The following is a 20,989-nucleotide window of genomic DNA, read 5'->3' as shown; positions in this document are numbered from 1 at the left end:
TGCAGTATGAAAGCCTCTGCCGTAATTTTTGACACCGACCCCGGCATCGACGATGCGATGGCGCTGCACCTGCTGGCGCGCCACCCGGCCATCGCGCTGCGTGCGCTGACCACCGTGTTCGGCAATGCGCCCATCGCGGCCACCACCCGCAATGCGCTGAGCCTGGCGGCCTTCTACGGCCTGGACCTGCCGGTGGCGCAGGGCGCGGCCGGCCCGCTGCACACGCCGGCCGAGCAGGACTTCCCGGCCCATGTGCATGGCGACGACGGCCTGGGCGGCATGTTCGGGCAATTGCCCGCCTCGCCGGCCCGAGCGGATGCCCGCCCGGCCCATCAGCTGATCTGCGATCTGATCAATGCCGAACCCGGCGAGATCACGCTGCTGGCCGTCGGCCCGCTGACCAATATCGCGCTGGCCCTGCGTCATGACCCGACGATCACGTCCAAGGTCCGCCAGGTCGTCGTGATGGGCGGCGCCTTCGGCAGTCATGGCCATGGCGGCAATGTCACGCCGGTGGCCGAGGCCAATATCATCAATGACCCCGAGGCGGCCGACATCGTCTTCACGGCCGACTGGCCGGTCGTCATCGTCGGCCTGGACGTGACCCAGGAGGTGGTGATGAAGCACCAGTACCTGGCCGCGCTGCAGGGCAAGGACGGCGCCATCGGCGACTTCCTGTGGGCCGCCACCCGCCACTACCAGGACTTCTATCACGAGCGCGACGGCATCGGCGGCATCTACTCGCACGACGCCAGCGCGGCGGCCTTCTGCATTGCACCCGAGCTGTTCAGCCTGCGCAGCGGCCCGGTGCGTGTCGTCACCGAGGGCATCGCGCGCGGTCAGACCATCCAGGACTTCCACAAGCCCACCGGTGCCCAGACGCCCTGGAGCAGCTGCCCGCCGCAGCAGGCCTGCATCGCCGTCGATGCGGCCGGCGTGCTGAATCTGTTTGCCCAAGCCTTCAATTGAGGAGAAACCCATGAGCCAAGCCCCACAAACCCTGCTGAAGGCCCGCTGGATCGTCTCGATGGCGCCCGGCAGCGAGGTGCTCAATGAGCATGCGCTGGTGATGGAGGGCGAGCGCATTGCGGCCCTCCTGCCCTGGGCCGAGGCCGAGACCCGGTACCCGGATGCGGCCAAGGTCGAGCTCGGCTCGCATGTGCTGATCCCGGGCCTGATCAACGGCCACACGCATTCGGCGATGTCGCTGCTGCGTGGCGTGGCCGACGATGTGCCGCTGATGGACTGGCTCAACAACCACATCTGGCCGCTCGAGAAGAAGTGGGTCAGCGAGGACTGGACCTACCAGGGCTCGCTGCTGTCGGCGGCCGAGGCGCTGCGCGGCGGCGTCACCTATCTGAACGATATGTACTTCTTCCCGACCGCGATGGCGCGCGCCGCTGTCGACTCGGGCATACGCGCCGGCGTCTCGATCAACGTGATCGATTTCCCGACCGGCTATGCCGCCGGCCCGGACGACTACATCGCCAAGGGGCTGGCCGCGTATCAGCAGTTCAAGGGCGAGAAGCTCCTGGACTGGACCAGCGCGCCGCACGCGCCCTACACCGTGTCGGACGAGACTTTCATCAAGCTGCGCCAGCTGGCCGAGCAGCATGAGATGCAGATGCACTGCCATATCCATGAGACCCAGGACGAGGTCGATGGCAGCCTGAAGCAGTACGGCATGCGGCCGCTGGAGCGCCTGAACAAGCTGGGCCTGCTCAACGAGAAGATGATGGCCGTGCACATGGTCCATCTGAACGAGGACGAGATCGCGATGCTGGCGCGGCAGAAGGTGCACCTGGTCCACAACCCGAACTCGAACATGAAGCTGGCCTCCGGCGTCTGCCCGGTGACGGCGCTCGAAGCCGCCGGCGTCAACACGATTCTGGGCACCGACGGCGCAGCGTCGAACAACCGCCAGGACATGTTCGGCGAGATCCGCGCCGCGGCCCTGCTGGCCAAGGGCTCGACGCAGAATCCCACGACCGTCTCGGCCCGCACCGCGCTGGAGATGGCCACCATTCGCGCCGCCAAGGCCATGGGCCGGGGTGACGACCTGGGGTCGCTGGAAGTGGGCAAGCTGGCCGACGTCGTCGCCGTCTCGCTGGACGCGCTGGAATGCCGGCCGGTCTACAAGCCCGAGGCCCAGCTGGTCTATGTGGCCGGCCGCGAGCATGTCTCCGATGTCTGGGTCGGCGGCCGCCAGGTCTTGAAGGGCCGCGAGCTGAGCACCGTGGACCAGGGCGCCTTGCTGGATCGCATCGAAGGCATCGTCGCCAAGATGAAGACCGAGCGCTGAGTTCACTTACTGGCTGGTGAAACTTGCCGCCTTTGCGGGCGGCAAGTCCAAGACCCAGGCCAGCCTCGGTAGAATCCCGCACTTCATCGAAGGTCGGCCGTCTCGGTCCGGCTAGCACTGCGGGATTCCATGGCTTCCACCAAGCATCTGCTTTCGTTCGAGGGCGGCAACGCTCTTTCCGCGTTCCGGGCCCAGGCGCTGCTGCCTCGGCTGCAGGCCGTCAATGCGCGCATCAGCGCGGTCCAGGCACGCCATGTGCACTGGGTCTGGAGCGATGTGGCCTTGGCCGCCGATGAGCAGGCCAAGCTGGCCGCGCTGCTGAACTATGGCGACGCCTATGAGGGCGGCGGCGAAGGCAGCCTAGTGCTGGTGGCGCCGCGTCTGGGCACGGTCAGTCCCTGGGCTTCCAAGGCCACCGACATCGCCCACAACTGCGGGCTGAGTAGCATTCACCGCGTTGAGCGGGTCACCGAGTACCGCCTGGTGCTGAAGTCCGGCCTGCTGGGGGGACTGATCGGCAGCGAGAAGACGCTGAGCCAGGCCGAGCTGATCGCCTGTGCCGAGCTGCTGCACGACCGCATGACCGAGAGCGTGCTGCTGGCCCGCGAGGATGCCGCCCATCTGTTCGACGAGAAGACCGCGCAGCCGCTGGCCCATGTCGATGTGCTGGCCCAGGGCCGGGCGGCGCTAGCGACGGCCAACAAGGACTTCGGCCTGGCCCTGTCCGACGACGAGATCGACTATCTGGTGACGGCCTTCACCGGCCTGAAGCGCAATCCCAGCGACGTCGAGCTGATGATGTTTGCGCAGGCGAACTCCGAGCACTGCCGCCACAAGATCTTCAATGCCAAGTTCACGGTGGACGGCGTCGAGCAGCCGCTGAGCTTGTTCGGCATGATCCGCAATACCGAGAAGCTGAGCCCGCAGCACACGGTCAAGGCCTATTCGGACAATGCCTCGGTGATGGAAGGCCACCGTATCGAGCGCTGGATGCAGGCCGGCGACCAGCGCGCGCCGCGCTACGAGGCGCGTGAGGAACTGGCCCATGTCTTGATGAAGGTCGAGACCCACAACCACCCGACCGCGATCTCGCCTTTCCCCGGCGCCTCGACCGGTGCCGGCGGCGAGATCCGCGACGAAGGCGCCACCGGCCGCGGCTCCAAGCCCAAGGCCGGCCTGACCGGCTTCTCGGTCTCCAATCTGCACCTGCCGGGCCTGTCCGAGCCCTGGGAGCAAAACCCGGTGGGCAAGCCCAGCCATATCGCCAGCGCACTGCAGATCATGATCGAAGGCCCGCTGGGCGGCGCGGCCTTCAACAACGAATTCGGCCGGCCCAATCTGAACGGCTATTTCCGTGTCTACGAGCAGCAGGTGGACGGCGTGCAGCGCGGCTACCACAAGCCCATCATGATCGCCGGCGGCCTGGGGGCGATTCGCGACGACCAGACGCAGAAGATCGAGTTCCCCACCGGCTCCCTGCTGGTGCAGCTGGGCGGCCCCGGCATGCGCATCGGCATGGGCGGCAGTGCCGCCAGCTCGATGGCGGCCGGCACCAACACCGCCGACCTGGACTTCGACTCGGTCCAGCGTGGCAATCCCGAGATCGAGCGCCGGGTGCAGGAGGTCATCAACCACTGCTGGGGCCTGGGCGACAAGAACCCCATCCTGGCCATCCACGATGTCGGCGCGGGCGGCATCTCGAACGCCTTTCCCGAGCTGGTCAATGACGCCGGCCGCGGCGCGCGCTTCGACCTGCGCAAGGTGCCGCTGGAAGAGTCCGGCATGGCGCCCAAGGAAATCTGGTGCAACGAGAGCCAGGAGCGCTATGTGCTGGCCATCGCACCGGACAGCCTGGATCTGTTCCAGCGCATGTGCGAACGCGAGCGCTGCCCCTTTGCGGTGGTGGGCGTGACGACCGAGGCGCGCGAACTGATCCTGGAAGACGGGCCCGACGGCCAGCGTGCGGTGGACATGCCGATGGACGTGCTGCTGGGCAAGCCGCCCAAGATGCACCGCGAGGTGAGCCGGCTCGAGCGCGACGCCGGCCGGCTGGAGCTGACCGGCGTCGATCTGGCCAAGGTCGCCGTCGACGTGCTGCGCCACCCGACCGTGGCCTCCAAGCGCTTCCTGATCACGATCGGCGACCGCACGGTCGGCGGTCTGAACAGCCGCGACCAGATGGTCGGCCCCTGGCAGGTGCCGGTGGCCGATTGCGCCGTGACCCTGGCCGACTTCAAGGGCTTTGCCGGCGAAGCGATGAGCATGGGCGAGCGCACGCCGCTGGCCGCCGTCAATGGCCCGGCCTCGGGCCGCATGGCCGTGGCCGAGGCCATCACCAATCTGCTGGCCGCGCCTATCGAGCTCCCGCGCGTCAAGCTGTCCGCCAACTGGATGGCCGCCTGCGGCGAACCCGGCGAGGACGCCGCGCTGTTCGACACCGTCAAGGCGGTCGGCATGGAGCTGTGCCCGGCGCTGGGCATCTCCATTCCCGTCGGCAAGGATTCGCTGTCGATGCGCACCAAGTGGAATGACGGCGCCGACAAGCAGGTCACCGCGCCGGTGTCGCTGATCATCACCGCCTTCGCCAGCGTCGCCGATGTGCGCGCCACGCTGACACCCCAGCTGCAGCCCGGCGACACCAGCCTGATCCTGGTGGACCTGGGCCAGGGCCAGCACCGCATGGGCGGCTCCATCCTGGCCCAGGCGCTGAACCAGTTTGGCGGCGCGGTGCCCGATCTGGACGATGCGGCGCTGCTGAAGAACCTGGTCGCGGCCGTCAATCAGCTGCGCGCCGAAGGGCGTCTGCTGGCCTATCACGACCGCGGCGATGGCGGCCTGTGGTCCACGGCTTGCGAGATGGCTTTTGCCGGCCATATGGGCATCAGCCTGAATGTGGACATGCTGGTCACCGAGAGCGACGGCGTCAACGACAGCCGGGTTGATCAGGGCGATGCGAAGAACTGGGCCGCCCAGGTCAGCGCGCGCCGCGAGGAACTGACGCTGAAGGCGCTGTTCAACGAGGAACTGGGCGTGCTGCTGCAGGTGCCCACCGCCGAGCGCGATGCGGTGATGCAGGTGCTGCGCGCCCACGGCCTGTCCAGGCTGAGCCATGTGGTTGGCAAGCCCAACAGCACGGGCAAGGTCGAGATCTGGCGCGATGCCAAGACCGTGTTCAGCGCGCCGCTGGAGGCGCTGCACAAGAGCTGGGACGAAGTGTCATGGCGCATCAGCCAGCTGCGCGACAACCCGGCCTGCGCCGACAGCGAGCACGCCCAGGCCGGCCTGGCCGCCGACCCCGGCCGCCATCTGCAGCTGAGCTTCGATCCGCTGGAGGATGTCGCCGCGCCCTTCATCAACAGCGGCGCGCGGCCCAAGCTGGCGATCCTGCGCGAGCAGGGCGTCAACTCGCATGTCGAGATGAGCTATGCGATGGCGCTGGCCGGCTTCGATACCTATGACGTGCACATGAGCGATCTGCAGGCGGGCGCGGTCGGCCTCGATCAGTTCAAGGGCTTTGTCGCCTGCGGTGGTTTCAGCTACGGCGACACCCTCGGTGCCGGCGAGGGCTGGGCCCGCTCCATCATGTTCAACCCGCTGCTGGCCGAGCAGTTCAAGGCCTTCTTCGCGCGCCCCGACAGTTTCGCGCTGGGCGTATGCAACGGCTGCCAGATGATGGCGGCGCTGTCGCCCATCATCCCGGGTGCTGCGGCCTGGCCCAAGTTCACCCGCAACAAGAGCGAGCAGTTCGAGGCGCGCCTGGCCATGGTCGAGGTGCTGGACAGCCCCAGCCTGTTCTTCAAGGGCATGGCCGGCAGCCGGCTGCCGATTGCGGTGGCCCACGGCGAGGGCTATGCCGACTTCTCGCAGCGCGGCGATGCGAAGACGGTGGCGCGCGCGATGCGCTTCGTCGACCACGCCGGCGCAGCCACCGAGACCTATCCGCTGAACCCCAACGGCAGCCCCGAGGGCCTGACCTCGGTGACCACGCCGGACGGCCGCTTCACCGTGCTGATGCCGCACCCCGAGCGCGTCTTCCGCAATGTGCAGATGAGCTGGACCTCGGGCGACAAGAGCGCCTACAGCCCCTGGATGCGCATGTTCCGCAATGCGCGCAAACAGCTAGGCTGAGCGCCTTTTCCATCCTCAAGACTCACCACCCCCGGCCGATAGCCTGGGGTGGTCTCGACGGAGCTCAAGACCTGACCCCGGCGGCTATGGTGTCCCGGGGCGGCCATCAAGAGGAGTTGTGAGTGAGGATGTTTGCCAATTTGTCGATCGGCCGTCGTCTGGCCGTGGCCTTTGCTGCGGTGATCGGCGTGTTCCTGCTGGTGGTCTGGACCGCGCTGGGCAGCGGCGCCAAGCTGGCCGAGGCCGAGAGGCTCAATATCCACACCTATGAGGTGCTGGACCGCGGCGAGAAGCTGCTGCAATCCCTGGCCAATATGCAGACCGGCGGCCGCGGCTATCTCTTGGCCGGCGAGGACCGCTACCTGGGACCATGGAAGATCGGACATGAGTCTTTTGACAAGACCTGGGCCGAGGCCAAGCAGCTGACTGCCGACAGCCCGGCGCAGCAACAGCGGCTGGATCTGATGAGGCAGCGCCAGCAGGAGCTCAAGGCATCCATCGAGGCGCTGTTCCCGGTGCGCCAGGAGGTGCGCGCCGGTAGCAAGATCATCGATGATCTGGTCTCGGCCTTCATGCTGAGTGGCGGCGAGGCCGCGATGGACGGTTTCCGCAGCGTGCATGCCGAGTTCGTCAAGGTCGAGCGCGAACTGCAGGCGCAGCGCAGCGCCGAGGCCGAGGCCAGCCGCAGCCTGAACCGCTGGCTGATCCTGGGCGGCAGCGCGGTGGCCCTGGTGATTGGCGTGCTGCTGAGCACCGGCATCACCCGCAGCATCGTCGCTCCGATCCGGCAGGCCGTGCGCCTGGCCGAGACCGTGGCCGCCGGTGACCTGAGCTCGCGCATCGAGGTGGGTAGCCACGATGAAACCGGCCAGCTGCTGCAGGCCCTGAAGGCGATGAACGAGAGCCTGGTCACCGTGGTGTCCACCGTGCGCCAGAGCAGCGATTCGATCGCCACCGGCTCCAGCCAGATCGCCACCGGCAATGCCGACCTGAGCCAGCGCACCGAGGAGCAGGCCAGCAATCTGCAGCAGACGGCCGCGTCGATGGAACAACTGGCCGGCACCGTGCGCTCCAGCGCCGACACCGCCCAGCAGGCCAACACCCTGGCCGGCTCGGCCCGCGCGGCGGCCACGCAGGGCGGCGAGGTGGTGGCCCGGGTGGTCGGCACGATGGACGAGATCAGCGCCTCCAGCCGGCGCATCAGCGACATCATCAGCGTGATCGACGGCATCGCTTTCCAGACCAATATCCTGGCGCTGAATGCCGCCGTCGAGGCGGCACGCGCCGGCGAGCAGGGGCGCGGCTTTGCGGTCGTCGCCTCCGAGGTGCGCAGCCTGGCGCAGCGCAGCGCCAATGCGGCCAAGGAGATCAAGAGCCTGATCAATGACAGCGTCGAGAAGGTCGAGACCGGCACGCGCCTGGTGGGTGACGCCGGCCAGGCGATGGAGGGCATTGTGGCCCAGGTCAAGCGGGTGGCCGATCTGATCGGCGAGATCAGCACCGCCACCGTCGAGCAGACCTCGGGCATAGGCCAGGTCAGCGATGCAGTGGGCCAGCTCGATCAGGTCACACAGCAGAACGCCGCGCTGGTGGAGCAGAGCGCCGCCGCCGCCGAGAGCCTGAAGCACCAGGCCGGCCGCCTGGTCGAGGCGGTGCAGGTCTTCAAGCTCTGAGCAAGGCCCTGCGAAGGCCTAGCGGCTCAGCTGGGCCAGCAGCTCGTAGGAGCGCCGGCGCGCCCCCTGGTCGTACACCGCGCAGGCGACGATGAACTCGTCGGCACCGGTGCGCTCCTGCGTCGCGCGCAGGCCGGCGCGCACCGTCACCGGCGAGCCGACGATGGACTCGGCCAGCATGCGTGCCACGCCGGCCTTCTCGGCCGCGTTCCAGCGCGACTCCATATCGTCGACCGGCCGCGGCAGCAGACCGCGCTGGCCTCGCTGCATGCCCAGAAAACGCTGCTGCAGCGAGCTGAACAGAAAGGCCGCCTCGGCATCGCTGTCGGCCACGACCACGTTCAGTCCGACCATCGCATAGGGCTTGGGATGCCTAGCGCTGGGCCGGTAGTGGCTGCGGTAGAGGTCCAGGGCCTGCATCAGCAGATCGGGCGCGAAATGCGAGGCAAACGCAAAGGGCAGGCCCAGATAGGCGGCCAGCTGGGCGCTGTAGAGGCTGGACCCCAGCAGCCAGATCGGCACCTCGGTGCCCTGGCCGGGAATCGCGCGCACGACCTGACCCTCCTTGGCCGGGCCGAGATAGGCCTGCAGCTCCAGCACATCCTCGGGGAAACGGTCCTCGGCGGCCGTGCTCAGATGGCGGCGCAGCGCCCGCATCGTCGGCCCGTCGGTGCCGGGCGCGCGGCCCAGGCCCAGGTCGATGCGGTCGGGAAACAGCGTGGCCAGCGTGCCGAACTGCTCGGCGATCGTCAGCGGCGCATGGTTGGGCAGCATGATGCCGCCGGAGCCTATGCGCAGGGTCTGCGTCGCCTGCGCCAGCTGGCCGATCAGCACGGCGGTGGCCGAGCTGGCGATACCGTCCATATTGTGGTGTTCGGCCACCCAGAAGCGGGTGTAGCCCAGCGCTTCGGCATGCCGGGCCAGCGCGATGCTGTCGTGCAGGGCCTGGGCGGCGGTGCCGCCTTCGACGATGGGGGCGAGATCGAGGATGGACAGAGGACTCATGCGGCCAGTCTAGGAGTCTCGCGCCAACCTTGCCGGCGCAAGGCCTTGCCGTGGCGCGGTGGCCGCAAGGGCTTTGCCCGCTTGTGGGGCGCGCGGTGAAGGCTTATCGTGCCTCGCAAGGAGCCATCGGCATGAAGCGTATTGCAGCCCTGGGATTGTTGCTATGCCTGCTCTGGGCCTGCGGGCCGCGGCCGCCGATCAAGGTGGGTTTTGTCTCCGGCTTGTCGGGCTCGGCGGCCGATCTCGCGGTGGAGGGGCGCAACGGCGCGCTGCTGGCCGTCGAAACGCTGAACGCCGCCGGGACGCAGCGCTTCGAGCTGCTGGCCGAGGACGACCAGCAATCGCCGCAGCGGCTCGGCGAGGCACTGCAGTCGCTGGCGGCGCGCGGCGCGCAGTGGGTGGTCGGGCCGATGACCAGCGCGATGGCGGTGGCGGCCTTGCCCGAACTGGAGCGGCTGAAGCTGGTGGCCATCAGCCCAACGGCCACCTCGCACGAGCTGTCCGGCCGCAGCGACCATTTCTTTCGTATCGCCACCGATGCGCCGCAGAGCGCGCGCCAGCTCAGCCAGGTGCTTTATCAGCGCGGCCTGCGGCGGGTGGCGGTGCTGATGGACATGCGCAACCGTGCCTACACCGAGAGCTTCGGGCTGGCCCTGGTGGCGCAGCTGCGCGAGCTGGGCGCGCCGGCGCCGGCCGAGCAGCGTTACGAGTCGGGGCCGGGGCTGGACTATGCGGCGCTGGCCGAGCGCCTGCTGGCCACACAGCCCGAGGCCGTGGTGCTGGTCAATAGCGCGCCCGAGGCGGCGCTGACGGCCCAGGCCCTGCGCCGGATCCGGCCCGCGCTGCAGCTGGCCATCTCGCCCTGGGGGGCCAACAAATCCCTGCTGGAGTATGGCGGCCGCGCCATCGAGGGCGCGCTGGTCTTGCAGGCGCTCGATCTGGACGATGAGTCGCCCGCCTTTGTCGACTTCAAGAAGCGTTATCAGGCCCGTTTTGGCGACCCGCCGGGCACGGCCGCCGTGCAGAGCTACGACTCGCTGATGCTGGGCGCGCAGGCCTGGCGTGCGCGCACCGGCACGCAGAGCCTGCGCGAGGTGCTCGGCGAGGCGGGCCGGCGCTGGACGCTGTTGCAGGGGCCGCTGCAGCTGGACGCCTATGGCGATACCGACCGGCGCCTGCATCTGAGCGAGGCGCGGGCCGGCCGGTTGCAAGGTCTGCGCCCCTGAGATCGCGGCGATGACGAAGAAGAAACCCAGCCTGCGACGCCTGCTGGCGCGGCAATTCATCGTCGCGGCCCTGCTGCCGCTGGTGGCGTTCGCCGTGCTGTGGGGCGCCCTGACCCTGCCCGAGGCGGTGCGGGCCATGGCGCAGGAGAACGAGCAGCTGGCCATGCAGACCCGCAGCCGCATCGCCAGCCTGCTGGCCGCGCCGCAGCGCGGCATGCTGCTGCTGGCCGCGCTGCTGCGCGCCGATCCGGCCCGGTCCTGCGACAAGGCCATGCTGGGCCCGGCGCTGGATCTGACCCAGGAGTTCGAGGCGGTCTACTGCGTCGATCCCCAGGGCCTGATCGAGGAGGCCCAGGTGCGGCCCAGCGCCGGCGTCCAGGCCAGCGATCTGGTCGGCATGGATGTGTCGCAGCGGCCGTTCTTTGAGCGCGCACGCACCGCCGATCATGCGGTCTGGTCCGACACCTTTTTGTCGCCGCTGACCGGCCGCGTCACGGCCGTGCTGGCGCTGCGTGCCGGTACGCGCCTGCTGGTCGGCGAGCTGGCGCTGGGCGGTCTTTCCGAGGAGCTGGCGGCCCTGGCGCAGGCCGACGACGCCATCGTCATCGTGCTGGACGGCCGCGGCCGCGTCATCGTCCACCCGCAGCAGCAGCTGGCCGACTGGCAGGAGAGCCTGGTGAACCTGCCGCTGGTGCGCGCGGCGCTGGACGGCCGGCCCGGCAGCGGCGAGCTCGTGCTGGCCGGCCAGCGCTGGCTGGCCGCCATCGCGCCGGCCGCCGACTCGGGCTGGCAGGTGCTGGTGGCCCATCCGCAGGCGCGGCTGTACCGGCCGGTGCTGCGCCTGCTCGGTCTGGCCGCCGTGGTGCTGACCTTGTCGCTGGCGCTGGCGGTCTGGGCGGCGCTGCGGCTGGCGGACCGCGAGGCGGCACGCTACCGCCGCATCGTCGCGCTGGCCGACGCGGTGGTGGCCGGGCAGGGCGGAGAGGCCTCGGGCGATCTGGGCAGCGAGGAGGTCTATGCCTTGTGGGAGCGGCTGCGGGCGGTGATGGACCGCTTGCAGGAGCAGGAGCAGCGCGCCAAGCGGGCCCAGCTGGATCTGCAGGCGGTGCTGGACGCGGCCACCGAGGTGGCGGTGATGTCGGTGGACGAGCAGGGCGTGTTCCGGCTCTTCAATCGCGGTGCCGAGAAGATGCTGGGCCATAGCGCCGCGCAGATGGTGGGGCTGCGCAGCGCGCTATGCCTGCATGACGGCGCCGAGGTAATGGCGCGGGCGGCCGAGCTGGGCGCGCCGGCCGACAGCCCGGAGCAGGCCTTCGAGGCCCTGCTGGCGGCCGCCCGGGCCGGCCGCTTCGAGTTTGGCGACTGGAACTACCGCCGCGCCGACGGCTCGGTGCTGCGGGTCTCGCTGTCGGTCACGGCCCTGCATGACGGCGCCGGCCGTGCCAGCGGCTTCCTGGCGGTCGCGATCGATCAGACCGAGCGCCTGCGCGCGGCCGAGCTGGAGCTGGCGCGACGCGGCGCCGAGGCGGCAAGCCAGGCCAAGAGCGAGTTTTTGTCGCGCGTCAGCCATGAGCTGCGCACGCCGATGAATGCCATCCTCGGCTATGCGCAGCTGCTGGCGCTGGAGGCGCTGACGCCGGCCCAGCAGGAACGGCTGCGCCGCATCGAGACGGCCGGCTGGCATCTGGTGCATCTGATCGACGATGTGCTGGACCTCTCGCGCATCGAGAGCGGCGGCCTGCAGCTGAGCCTGGAGACGGTGAATCTGGGCGAGGCCGCCCAGGCGGCGCTGCGCCTGGTCGCCCCGCAGGCCGAGGCCGCCGGCGTCAGCCTGCATGCGAGCCTGGTCGGCGCGGCCCATGTGCGCGCCGACAAGACGCGGCTGCAGCAGGTGCTGCTGAATCTGCTCAGCAATGCGATCAAGTACGGCCATGCCGGCGGCTCGGTCTGGCTGAGCCTGGAGCCGGGCCCGGCCGGCTGGCTGGGGCTGGCGGTGCGCGATGATGGCCGCGGCATGGACGAGGCTCAGCTGGCCCGCTTGTTCCGGCCTTTCGATCGCCTCGGCCTGGAGGGCACGGCGGTGCCCGGCACCGGCATCGGCCTGGTGATCACGCAGCGGCTGCTGCAGCTGATGCAGGGCCGACTGACGGTCAGCAGCCGGGCCGGGCAGGGCACGGTGTTCACGCTCTGGCTGCCGCTGGCCGAGGCGGCCGAGCTCGGGCCGCTGCCGCTGGTCAGCGATGCGGCGCCGCCCGGGCAGAGCGCCGATCTGCTGTATGTGGAGGACAACGCGGTCAATGCCGGCCTGATGCGCGAGCTGCTGGCGCTGCGGCCGGGCCTGCGGTTGCGCCTGGCCGCCGATCTGGCCGCGGCGCGGCGCGAGCTGGCCGAGCGGCGGCCGACCCTGCTGCTGCTGGACATGCATCTGCCCGACGGCTCGGCGCTGGAGCTGCTGGACTGGCTGCGCCAGCGCGGCGAGCTGGCCGGCCTGCCGGTGCTGGTGATTTCTGCCGACGCGACACCGGCACGGCGCGAGGCCGCGCTGGCCGCCGGCGCTGCGGGCTATCTGACCAAGCCGCTGGAGATTGCCCAGGTGCTGCGGTCTATCGACGCGGCCCTGTCAGTCTGAGCTGCCCAGCACGACGCTCAGCACCCGGGTCTTGCCGCCGCGCCAGACCGTCAGCCGCACCGTGTCGCCGCTCTGGCGGCGCTCCAGCTCGCTGAGCATGTCGTCGAGATCGGCCACCACGGCCTCGCCGACCGCGGTGATCACATCGCCCTGGACCAGGCTGCCGTCGCGTGCCCGGGCAAAGGCCTGCAGGCCGGCCTTGGCCGCCGGGCTGCCCGGCGCGACGCGCAGCAGCGCCACGCCCTTGGGCAGCTTCAGCGCGCGGTGCAGGTTCTCGGGCGCCGCGCTGACGCCCAGGGCCGGGCGGATGAAGCGGCCGTCCTTGATCAGGCGCGGCACGACGCGGTTGACCTCGTCGACCGGAATCGCGAAGCCGATGCCGGCGCTGGCGCCGCTGGGGCTGTAGATCGAGGTGTTGACGCCGATCAGGCGGCCGGCCGAGTCCAGCAGCGGGCCGCCGGAGTTGCCGGGGTTGATGGCCGCGTCGGTCTGGATCGCGCCGCGGATGCTGCGCCGTGTCACCGACTCGATCTCGCGGTTCAGCGCCGAGACGATGCCGGTGGTCAGCGTCTGGTCGAGGCCGAAGGGGTTGCCGATCGCATAGACCTGCTGGCCCACCAGCAGATCGCGGCTGGCGCCCATCGGGATCGGCGGCAGCTTGTCGCGCGGCGCCTTGATGCGCAGCACGGCCAGGTCGCGGTCCTCGAAGGCGCCGACCAGCTCGGCGTCGTAGCTGCTCTGGTCGTTGAGCGTGATGCGGGCCGCATTGGCGCCCTGGATCACATGGAAGTTGGTGACGATATGGCCCTGTTCGTCCCAGATGAAGCCGCTGCCTGTGCCGCGCGGCACCTCGGAGACATTCATCGAGAACATATCGCGGCTCAGGCCCAGCGTGGTGATGTGGACCACCGAGGGCGCGACCTTCTTGAAGACATTGATGTGGTTGAGCTCGGCTGCCTGGAGCGGGCCGCGCGGCTGGACCTCGCGGGGCTGCTGGGCCTGGGCGGCGCCGAGGCTCAGCGCGGCGAGCAGGGTGATCAGAAGAAGACGGTGCATGGCTGGCTTGTCGTTAGACTGCGGCGCTGATGATAAGACCTGACCCCGCCCTCCGCTATGAACGCCTGGACGCGCTGCGCGGCGCCGCCGTCGTCTGGATGGCGATCTTCCATTTCTGTTTCGATCTCGATCATTTCGGGCTGAACGCGGCCGATTTCAAGCACGACCCGTTCTGGACCTGGCAGCGCACTGCCATCGTCAGCCTGTTCCTCTTCTGCGCCGGGCTGGGCCAGTCGGTGGCGCTGGCCCAGGGCCAGCGCTGGCCGCGTTTCTGGCGCCGCTGGGCCCAGGTGGCGGGCTGCGCGCTGCTGGTCTCGGCCGGCTCCTGGCTGATGTTCCCGCGCAGCTTCATCAGCTTCGGCGTGCTGCACGCCATGGCGCTGATGCTGCTGATCCTGCGGCTGCTGGCGCCGCGTCTGCCGCCGGCCGCGCTGTTCGGCCTGGGCCTGCTGGCGCTGGCCGCGCCGCTGCTCTGGCAGCACCCGGTGTTCGACAGCCGCTGGACGAATTGGGTCGGTCTGGTCACCGCCAAGCCCTTCACCGAGGACTATGTGCCGCTGCTGCCCTGGATCGGTGTGATGCTGTGGGGCTGCGCGCTGGGGCGCTGGCGGCCGGCCCTGCTGCGGGGCGCGCTGCCGGCCGCGCTGGCGCCGCTGGCGGCCTTGGGCCGCTGGTCGCTGAGCTTCTACATGCTGCACCAGCCGCTGCTGATCGGCCTGCTGATGGCAGTTACCATGGCGGCATGAGTACCAGCAACAAGATTCTGTTCGGCTTTCATGCCGTCACCGTGCGCCTGAAGACGCATCCCAAGTCGATCAGCGAAGTCCATGTCGACGCGACGCGGCGCGATCAGCGCATGCGCCAGTTCGTCGAACGCGCCAAGGAGGCGGGACTGAAGATCGTCGACAGCGACGACGAGCGCCTGTCCAAGCTGGCCGGCTCCAGCCGCCACCAGGGCGTGGTCGCCCGCGTCACCGCGCTGGCGATGCTGCATTCGCTGGACGAGGTGATGGAAGGCTTGGAAGCGGCCGAAGTCGTGCCGCTGCTGCTGGTGCTGGACGGCGTCACCGATCCGCACAATCTGGGCGCCTGCCTGCGCGTGGCCGATGGGGCAGGCGCGCATGCGGTGCTGGCACCCAAGGACCATGCGGTAGGCCTCAACGCGACGGTGGCCAAGGTGGCCAGCGGCGCGGCCGAGACCGTGCCCTATCTGATGGTCACGAATCTGGCCCGCTCGCTCAACGAGCTCAAGGAGCGCGATGTCTGGATCATCGGCACCTCGGACCAGGCCGAGAAATCGATCTACGACATCGACCTGAAGCGACCGGTGGCCCTGGTGCTGGGCGCCGAGGGCGACGGCCTGCGCCAGCTGACCGCCAAGACCTGCGACGAGCTGGTGCGCATCCCGATGAAGGGCGCGGTCGAGAGCCTGAATGTCTCGGTGGCGGCCGGTGTCTGCCTCTACGAGGCGCTGCGTCAGCGCGGCTGAGCCGGCTCAGACCGGCAGCGTGCGGCAGGCGACGCGGTCGCGGCCCTCGGCCTTGGCCTGGTAGAGCGCCTTGTCGGCCGCCAGCAGCAGGGCTTCGAGCTGCGGTCCGGCCGGCATCGCCAGTGCCGCCCCTATGCTGACCGTGGCGCGCAGGCGGCGGCCCTCGCCGATGTCCAGCTCCGCCGCAGCAAAGGCCTGGCGCACGCGTTCGGCCACCGCCAGCGCGGCGGCCCGCTCGCAGCCGGGCAGCAGGATGGCGAATTCCTCACCGCCGACACGGCCCATCAGATCGACCTCGCGCAGGCAGGCGGTGCTGATCGCGGCGAAGGCCGTCAACACGCGGTCGCCCGCCGCATGGCCATGGCTGTCATTGACGGGCTTGAAGTTGTCGATGTCCAGCATCAGCAGGGCCACCGGCTGGCGGCCCGATGCCAGCTGCTGCAGGCTGTCCTGCGCCTGTTCGTGGAAGGCGTGCCGGTTCAGCAGGCCGGTCAGCTGATCATGGCTGGCCAGGTGTTGCAGGCGCTGCAGCAGTTGCTGGCGCCCGGCCATCACGCAGGCCACGGTCAGCGGCGCGATCGCGATCAGCGACACGCCCAGCCGTGTCGACAGCAGCGCGACACTGGCGTTGGGGCCGCTGCCGTCGACGGGCAGCAAGCCCAGCGCGATGCTGCTCAGCGCCCAGGCCCCGAACAGCAGGGTCAGCAGCGCGGTGCTGAACACGCTGTAGCTGAGCGCGCACCACAGCAGCGCCGGCACCGGAAAGGCCACGGCCCCGGGGCCGGCCACGGCAATCGCCAGCGCGCCCGAGGCCAGCAGGGCCAGCACGGGCAGGGGTGGCGCAGCCGCGTCCGCCAGGGCGGCGGCCGACGGCGCTCGCGGCCGGCATGCCGGCGCTCGGGCAGGGTCAGCACGGCCGGCAGAAAGGCCAGGTAGTTGGCCAATTCGCTGATGAAGCAGAAGACCCAGCCGCTCAGCGGATCCAGCCCCAGCAGACTGGGGCCGATGATCAGGCCCACCAGCGCGGCCATGGCCGATGCCGCCGCGATCACCAGCAGCAGGTAGGGCACCGAGAGCGTGCCCTGCAGCCGCCGGTCGATCGGCGGCAGACGCTGCAGCAGTTTCAGGCCGGTGATCACCCCCAGCAGATTGCCGGCGGTCAGCAGCAGGGTGGTGTGCAGATCGCTGCCGGTCAGCCGGTCGGCCGCCAGATAGCCCAGGCAGGCGCCCAGCCAGCCGGCCGGCGTGCAGCGCTCCGGAAAGCGCAGCAGCAGGCCCAGCAGCAGCGCATTGGCGGGCCAGAACGAGGCCAGCTGACCCATCGGCCGGCTGGCGATGCCCAGCAGCGCGGCTACCATCACCAGCAGCCCCAGCAGGGTCGCCGTCTCGGCGCCCCGGACCCAAGAGTTTCTTTGTCTGACCGTCATCGACTGCGCGGCTTGTTGTCGCCACAGCATGGCGGATGGCCAGGGCTGCAGCGGCTAGGGCTTGCCCTGATCGACAACGGTTTGAGGGCCGGCCGCCGCGCAGCCCCTGGCAGCGCCGATAATCCGGCCCATCACAGCACAGCCATTCCAGCATCATGTCCGTCATCGAAGTCCACCACCCCCTGATCAAACACAAGATCGGCCTGATGCGCGAGGGTGATACCTCGACGAAGAAATTCCGCGAGCTGACCGGCGAGGTCGCACGGCTCCTGGCCTATGAGGCGACGGCCGATTTCCCGCTGGAGAAGACCACGATAGAAGGCTGGTGCGGCCCGGTCGAGATCGACCAGATTGCCGGCCGCAAGGTCACCGTGGTGCCGATTCTGCGTGCCGGCCTGGGCATGCTGGACGGCGTGCTGGACATGATCCCGAACGCCAAGATCAGCGTCGTCGGGCTGGCCCGCGACCATGAGACCCTGCAGCCGGTGCATTATTTCGAGAAGTTCGTCGGCCAGCTCGATGAGCGTACCGCGCTGATCGTCGATCCGATGCTGGCCACCGCCGGCTCGATGATCGCGACCATCGACCTGCTCAAGCGCCGCGGCGCCAAGGATATCCGTGCCCTGGTGCTGGTGGCCGCGCCCGAGGGCATTGCCGCGCTGACCAAGGCCCATCCCGATGTGCGCTGCTGGACCGCCGCGATCGACAGCCATCTGAACGAGCAAGGCTACATCATCCCGGGCCTGGGTGATGCCGGGGACAAGATTTTTGGCACCAAGGAAGCCTGATCAGACGATCCCCAGCGCCCCCAGCACCCCGCCGCCCAGCACCAGCCAGACCAGGCTGATGCGGGTCTTGACGGTCAGCAGCACGGTCAGCGCGATGACGGCCAGCGTGGCCACCCGGTGCTCGGGATCGCGCACATAGGGCACGGCCAGCAGCCAGCCGGTGGCGATCAGGAGGCCCAGGGTCAGCGGCGCCATGCCGGCGGTGAAGGCCCGCACGCCCACCGTGTGCTTGTGCTCGCGGGCCCAGCGGGTGGCGGCCAGCACCAGGGTGGTGGAGGGCAGCATGATGCCGGCCATCGTGGCAAGCGCGCCCAGCGGGCCGGCCACATTCCAGCCCAGCACCGCGACAAACAGGATGTTGGGCCCCGGCGCGGCCTGGGCCAGCGCGATCGAGCTGGTGAACTGGGTGTCGCTCAGCCAGCCCTGCTGGCCGACGAGATAGCGGTGCATCTCGGGCGCGGCCGTGATCGCACCCCCGATGGACAGCAGCGACAGCATCAGGAAATGCAGGAACAAGCCACCGAACTGGGCCAGGCTCAGCTCGTTCATGCCCGTTCATCCTCATCGTCGTCCCGCGACAGCCGCCGCCAGGCCAGGCCCATGCCGATGCCGCCCAGGCCCAGCACCACCCAGACCAGCGGCGTGCGCGCCAGCGCGATGGTGCCGAAGGCGGCCAGTGCCAGCAGCAGGGCCCAGGCGCGCCCGAGCGGATTGCGCTTCAGCGAGGGCAGCAGCTTCAGCCCGGTGGCGATGATCAGGCCGGCCGCCACCGCGCCCATGCCGCGCAGCGCGCCGGCCATGGTCTGGTGCTGCAGCAGCGCGTCGGAGATCGAGGCCAGGCCCAGCACGATGACCGAGGGGAACAACAGCATGCCGGCCAGCGCCGTCAGCGCGCCGCGCAGGCCGAAGAAGCGGTCGCCAATCATCAGCGAGAGATTGACCACATTGGGCCCGGGCAGCACCTGGGCGATGGACAGCATCTCGACGAAATCCTCGCGGCTGAGCCAGCTCAGGCGTTCGACCAGCTCGCGCTGCGCCACCGCCAGCACGCCGCCGAAGCCCTGCAATGCCAGACGGTTGAAGGCCCAGAACAGCATGCTCAGCGAAGCGGGCCGCGCCGTGCCGCTCACCGCCTGACCCTCACCGCTTGACCTTCAGTGCGTCCGGATTGACGAGGTTGCTGGGGCTGCCCTTGAGGAAGTTCAGCACATTGTCGAAGGCGGCATCGAAGTACATCTCGTAGCTGTCCTGCTCGACATAGCCGATATGGGGGGTGCAGACCGCATTCTCCAGCCGCATCAAGGGGTGGCCCTGCAGCGGCGGCTCGCTCTCGAACACATCGACCGCCGCCATGCCGGGCCGGCCGCGGTTGAGTGCCGAGACCAGCGCGCCGTCGGCCACCAGTTCGGCCCGCGAGGTGTTGACGAGCAGGGCGGTCGGCTTCATGCGGGCCAGATCCTCGGGCGTGACCAGGCCGCGGGTGGCGTCCGACAGGCGCAGATGCAGGCTCAGCACATCGCTGCTCTCGAAGAAGGCGGCTCTGCTCTCGGCCGCCAGATAGCCGTCGGCCACCGCCTTGGCCCGCGAGGCCTCGCTGCCCCAGACCTGCACCTGCATGCCGAAGGCGCGGCCGTAGCCGGCCAGCAGCTGCCCGATCTTGCCGTAGCCCCAGATGCCCAGCGTCTTGCCGCGCAACACCATGCCCAGCGCGAAGTTAGGCGGCATCGACCCGCTCTTGAGCCCGGACTGCTGCCAGGCACCGTGCTTCAGATTGCCGATGTACTGCGGCAGCCGCCGCATCGAGGCCATGATCAGCGCCCAGGTCAGCTCGGCCGGTGCGATCGGAGAACCCACGCCTTCGGCCACCGCGATGCCCAGCCGGGTGCAGGCCTCGACATCGATATGGCCGCCGACCCGGCCGGTCTGCGCGATCAGCTTGAGCTTGGGCAGCTTCTCCAGCAACTGGCGCGGGAAATGGGTACGTTCGCGTATCAGCACCAAGACCTCGGCATCGCGCAGCCGTATCGACAGCTGGCCTATGCCCTTGACGGTGTTGGTGAAGACCTTGGCGTTCAGCGGGTCCAGCTTGGCGGCGCAGCGCAACTTGCGCACCGCGTCCTGGTAGTCGTCGAGGATGATGATATTCATGGTGTGCTGGCCCCCATTTTGCCCCGGCTTGCGGGCATCTCCGGCCGCTCTGCAGCGAATGAGCCAAATCGTTACGATCGCGCCACCCCTGATACATGGAGCCCCTGATGACGATTTCGATGCATTCGGCCAGCGCGCCGGTTTTTACCCGCATGTTTGGCAACGCGCTGAACTGGCTTGAAGCCGCCAAAGCCCATGCCGAGGCCAAGAAGTTCGACACCAGCGTCTATATGACGCTGCGCCTGGCGCCGGATATGTTGCCGCTGCCGCGCCAGATCCAGATCGCCAGCGACGCCGCCAAGGGCTGCATCGCGCGGCTGTCAGGCCAGCAGGCCCCCAAGTGGGAGGACACGGAAGCGACGCTGGACGAGCTGATCGAGCGCATCCGCAAGACCATCGCCTATGTGAATTCGGTGCCGGCGGCCCTGGTGGACGGTAGCGAGGGCCGCGCGATCGAGATCCCGACCCGCGCCGGCGAGCCGCACCGCTTCAATGGCGAGGACTATCTGCGCCACTTCGCGCTGCCCAACTTCTATTTCCACCTGACGACCACCTACGCGCTGCTGCGCCATGCCGGCGTCAGCCTGGGCAAGATGGATTATCTGGGGCGCTGAGCCGGCGCGGCCCTCATTGCCGCCGGTTCGGGCCGCTGAAGAAGAAGGCGTCCAGCGGATCGGTGAAATGGCGGTTGATATGGGCCAGCCGCAGCTCGGCCTCGCGCTGGCTCAGTGCGCGGGCCACCTCGGTGTAGAGCCAGCCGCGCAGATGCCAGAAATCATCGAGACTGCGGCCGCGCTTGATGCTGCGCCGCAACTCCTCGGCGGCCGGCACATCGCACAGCGAGGCCTCGAAATCGGCGCGCAGCTGCGGCAGCAGCTGGGCGCAGCGGGCCCGCGCCTGCGCCGGGGTGTCACCCCAGGGCTCGGCCTCGCGCGGCAGCCAGCGCAGCAGGCTTTGCAGCAGCGAGTCGTCGGGGCGCTGGCCGGGTGGATGGACGGCCGCACCACGGACGGTGCTGTGCTCGGATGGCGGCTGGGACGATCTGGACCGGGACTGCTTCCAACGCGGTAAGAGCTTGTTCAGCATGGCTTGATCTTGTTTTCATCAGCGGACGGCGC

Annotated in this window: 18 protein-coding genes; 10 read left to right on the top strand and 8 right to left on the bottom strand. The window is 69.2% G+C overall.

Annotation, left to right across the window (positions count from 1 at the left end; translation table 11 throughout):
• Positions 1 to 6 precede the first annotated feature (6 nt).
• The 4 genes from ABGI63_RS17980 to ABGI63_RS17965 all read left to right on the top strand — a co-directional run bounded on the left by ABGI63_RS17980 (position 7) and on the right by ABGI63_RS17965 (position 8,103).
• Positions 7 to 969 (top strand): nucleoside hydrolase, encoded by a 963-nt coding sequence (locus ABGI63_RS17980; RefSeq protein ID WP_349743744.1) that lies wholly within the window; start codon positions 7 to 9, stop codon positions 967 to 969.
• A 10-nt stretch (positions 970 to 979) separates the two neighbouring features.
• Complete coding sequence (locus ABGI63_RS17975; protein ID WP_349743743.1) at positions 980 to 2,302, top strand: TRZ/ATZ family hydrolase; 1,323 nt, start codon at positions 980 to 982, stop codon at positions 2,300 to 2,302.
• A gap of 129 nt (positions 2,303 to 2,431) precedes the next feature.
• Entirely contained in the window at positions 2,432 to 6,430 is a 3,999-nt protein-coding gene (gene purL, locus ABGI63_RS17970; protein WP_349743742.1) for a phosphoribosylformylglycinamidine synthase, read from the top strand.
• Positions 6,431 to 6,558: 128 nt separating this feature from the next.
• Positions 6,559 to 8,103 (top strand): methyl-accepting chemotaxis protein, encoded by a 1,545-nt coding sequence (locus tag ABGI63_RS17965; protein WP_349743914.1) that lies wholly within the window; start codon positions 6,559 to 6,561, stop codon positions 8,101 to 8,103.
• 18 nt (positions 8,104 to 8,121) lie between these two features.
• Here ABGI63_RS17965 and ABGI63_RS17960 read toward each other — a convergent pair whose 3' ends face one another.
• Positions 8,122 to 9,108, bottom strand: a complete 987-nt coding sequence (locus ABGI63_RS17960; RefSeq protein WP_349743741.1) for an LLM class flavin-dependent oxidoreductase — start codon at positions 9,106 to 9,108, stop codon at positions 8,122 to 8,124.
• Positions 9,109 to 9,239: 131 nt separating this feature from the next.
• Here ABGI63_RS17960 and ABGI63_RS17955 point away from each other — a divergent pair, with 131 nt between their 5' ends.
• Both ABGI63_RS17955 and ABGI63_RS17950 read left to right on the top strand, forming a co-directional pair.
• Positions 9,240 to 10,334, top strand: a complete 1,095-nt coding sequence (locus tag ABGI63_RS17955; RefSeq protein WP_349743740.1) for an ABC transporter substrate-binding protein — start codon at positions 9,240 to 9,242, stop codon at positions 10,332 to 10,334.
• 10 nt (positions 10,335 to 10,344) lie between these two features.
• Positions 10,345 to 12,963 carry an ATP-binding protein gene (locus ABGI63_RS17950; RefSeq protein ID WP_349743739.1) on the top strand — a complete coding sequence of 873 codons (2,619 nt, stop codon included), beginning with the start codon at positions 10,345 to 10,347 and terminating at the stop codon, positions 12,961 to 12,963.
• Here ABGI63_RS17950 and ABGI63_RS17945 read toward each other — a convergent pair.
• Complete coding sequence (locus ABGI63_RS17945) at positions 12,955 to 14,019, bottom strand: S1C family serine protease (protein ID WP_349743738.1); 1,065 nt, start codon at positions 14,017 to 14,019, stop codon at positions 12,955 to 12,957. The two genes, ABGI63_RS17950 and ABGI63_RS17945, sit on opposite strands and share 9 nt — an antisense overlap.
• Before the next feature lie 29 nt (positions 14,020 to 14,048).
• Between ABGI63_RS17945 and ABGI63_RS17940 the strand changes: the two genes are divergently transcribed.
• Both ABGI63_RS17940 and rlmB read left to right on the top strand, forming a co-directional pair.
• A complete protein-coding gene (locus ABGI63_RS17940) occupies positions 14,049 to 14,765 on the top strand; it encodes a heparan-alpha-glucosaminide N-acetyltransferase (RefSeq protein WP_349743737.1) in 717 nt (238 codons plus the stop codon).
• Entirely contained in the window at positions 14,762 to 15,508 is a 747-nt protein-coding gene (gene rlmB, locus ABGI63_RS17935) for a 23S rRNA (guanosine(2251)-2'-O)-methyltransferase RlmB (RefSeq protein WP_137940636.1), read from the top strand. The genes ABGI63_RS17940 and rlmB overlap by 4 nt, the downstream gene beginning before the upstream one ends.
• Before the next feature lie 6 nt (positions 15,509 to 15,514).
• Here the strand turns inward: rlmB and ABGI63_RS17930 are convergent, their stop codons facing one another.
• The gene (locus ABGI63_RS17930; protein ID WP_349743913.1) at positions 15,515 to 16,327 is read right to left on the bottom strand and encodes a GGDEF domain-containing protein; all 813 of its coding nucleotides are present in this window, start codon (positions 16,325 to 16,327) and stop codon (positions 15,515 to 15,517) included.
• Complete coding sequence (locus tag ABGI63_RS17925; protein WP_349743736.1) at positions 16,210 to 16,965, bottom strand: MASE1 domain-containing protein; 756 nt, start codon at positions 16,963 to 16,965, stop codon at positions 16,210 to 16,212. The genes ABGI63_RS17930 and ABGI63_RS17925 overlap by 118 nt, the downstream gene beginning before the upstream one ends.
• A 125-nt stretch (positions 16,966 to 17,090) precedes the next feature.
• Here ABGI63_RS17925 and upp point away from each other — a divergent pair, with 125 nt between their 5' ends.
• The gene (upp, locus tag ABGI63_RS17920; protein WP_137940635.1) at positions 17,091 to 17,723 is read left to right on the top strand and encodes a uracil phosphoribosyltransferase; all 633 of its coding nucleotides are present in this window, start codon (positions 17,091 to 17,093) and stop codon (positions 17,721 to 17,723) included.
• Here the strand turns inward: upp and ABGI63_RS17915 are convergent, their stop codons facing one another.
• From ABGI63_RS17915 to ABGI63_RS17905, 3 genes are read right to left on the bottom strand one after another with little or no spacing between them, the layout of a single operon-like run.
• Positions 17,724 to 18,272, bottom strand: a complete 549-nt coding sequence (locus tag ABGI63_RS17915) for a chromate transporter (protein WP_137940634.1) — start codon at positions 18,270 to 18,272, stop codon at positions 17,724 to 17,726.
• Positions 18,269 to 18,853 carry a chromate transporter gene (locus tag ABGI63_RS17910; RefSeq protein ID WP_349743735.1) on the bottom strand — a complete coding sequence of 195 codons (585 nt, stop codon included), beginning with the start codon at positions 18,851 to 18,853 and terminating at the stop codon, positions 18,269 to 18,271. The genes ABGI63_RS17915 and ABGI63_RS17910 overlap by 4 nt, the downstream gene beginning before the upstream one ends.
• Positions 18,854 to 18,863: 10 nt before the next feature.
• Positions 18,864 to 19,871, bottom strand: a complete 1,008-nt coding sequence (locus tag ABGI63_RS17905) for a D-2-hydroxyacid dehydrogenase family protein (RefSeq protein ID WP_349743734.1) — start codon at positions 19,869 to 19,871, stop codon at positions 18,864 to 18,866.
• 107 nt (positions 19,872 to 19,978) lie between these two features.
• Between ABGI63_RS17905 and ABGI63_RS17900 the strand changes: the two genes are divergently transcribed.
• Positions 19,979 to 20,485, top strand: coding sequence for a DUF1993 domain-containing protein (locus tag ABGI63_RS17900; RefSeq protein ID WP_349743733.1), 507 nt, complete (start codon positions 19,979 to 19,981; stop codon positions 20,483 to 20,485).
• A 13-nt stretch (positions 20,486 to 20,498) separates the two neighbouring features.
• Here the strand turns inward: ABGI63_RS17900 and ABGI63_RS17895 are convergent, their stop codons facing one another.
• Positions 20,499 to 20,957, bottom strand: a complete 459-nt coding sequence (locus ABGI63_RS17895) for a hypothetical protein (RefSeq protein WP_137940630.1) — start codon at positions 20,955 to 20,957, stop codon at positions 20,499 to 20,501.
• Between the last annotated feature and the right edge of the window lie 32 nt (positions 20,958 to 20,989).

It is taken from the genome of Roseateles cavernae (assembly GCF_040187885.1).
GTDB classification, from domain to species: Bacteria; Pseudomonadota; Gammaproteobacteria; order Burkholderiales; family Burkholderiaceae_C; genus Roseateles_E; species Roseateles_E cavernae.
Note: the sequence above shows the minus strand (reverse complement) of the source record. Positions and strands in the feature narration are given on the sequence as shown.

Coding starts and splice junctions, on each gene's coding strand:
- ABGI63_RS17950 (WP_349743739.1), top strand. CDS start 10,345: ATGACGAAGAAGAAACCCAGCCTGCGACGCCTGCTGGCGCGGCAATTC.
- ABGI63_RS17960 (WP_349743741.1), bottom strand. CDS start 9,108: ATGAGTCCTCTGTCCATCCTCGATCTCGCCCCCATCGTCGAAGGCGGC.
- ABGI63_RS17940 (WP_349743737.1), top strand. CDS start 14,049: ATGATAAGACCTGACCCCGCCCTCCGCTATGAACGCCTGGACGCGCTG.
- ABGI63_RS17980 (WP_349743744.1), top strand. CDS start 7: ATGAAAGCCTCTGCCGTAATTTTTGACACCGACCCCGGCATCGACGAT.
- ABGI63_RS17900 (WP_349743733.1), top strand. CDS start 19,979: ATGACGATTTCGATGCATTCGGCCAGCGCGCCGGTTTTTACCCGCATG.
- ABGI63_RS17895 (WP_137940630.1), bottom strand. CDS start 20,957: ATGCTGAACAAGCTCTTACCGCGTTGGAAGCAGTCCCGGTCCAGATCG.
- upp (WP_137940635.1), top strand. CDS start 17,091: ATGTCCGTCATCGAAGTCCACCACCCCCTGATCAAACACAAGATCGGC.
- ABGI63_RS17915 (WP_137940634.1), bottom strand. CDS start 18,272: ATGAACGAGCTGAGCCTGGCCCAGTTCGGTGGCTTGTTCCTGCATTTC.
- rlmB (WP_137940636.1), top strand. CDS start 14,762: ATGAGTACCAGCAACAAGATTCTGTTCGGCTTTCATGCCGTCACCGTG.
- ABGI63_RS17905 (WP_349743734.1), bottom strand. CDS start 19,871: ATGAATATCATCATCCTCGACGACTACCAGGACGCGGTGCGCAAGTTG.
- ABGI63_RS17975 (WP_349743743.1), top strand. CDS start 980: ATGAGCCAAGCCCCACAAACCCTGCTGAAGGCCCGCTGGATCGTCTCG.
- ABGI63_RS17945 (WP_349743738.1), bottom strand. CDS start 14,019: ATGCACCGTCTTCTTCTGATCACCCTGCTCGCCGCGCTGAGCCTCGGC.
- ABGI63_RS17955 (WP_349743740.1), top strand. CDS start 9,240: ATGAAGCGTATTGCAGCCCTGGGATTGTTGCTATGCCTGCTCTGGGCC.
- ABGI63_RS17965 (WP_349743914.1), top strand. CDS start 6,559: ATGTTTGCCAATTTGTCGATCGGCCGTCGTCTGGCCGTGGCCTTTGCT.
- ABGI63_RS17925 (WP_349743736.1), bottom strand. CDS start 16,965: ATGCTGTGGCGACAACAAGCCGCGCAGTCGATGACGGTCAGACAAAGA.
- purL (WP_349743742.1), top strand. CDS start 2,432: ATGGCTTCCACCAAGCATCTGCTTTCGTTCGAGGGCGGCAACGCTCTT.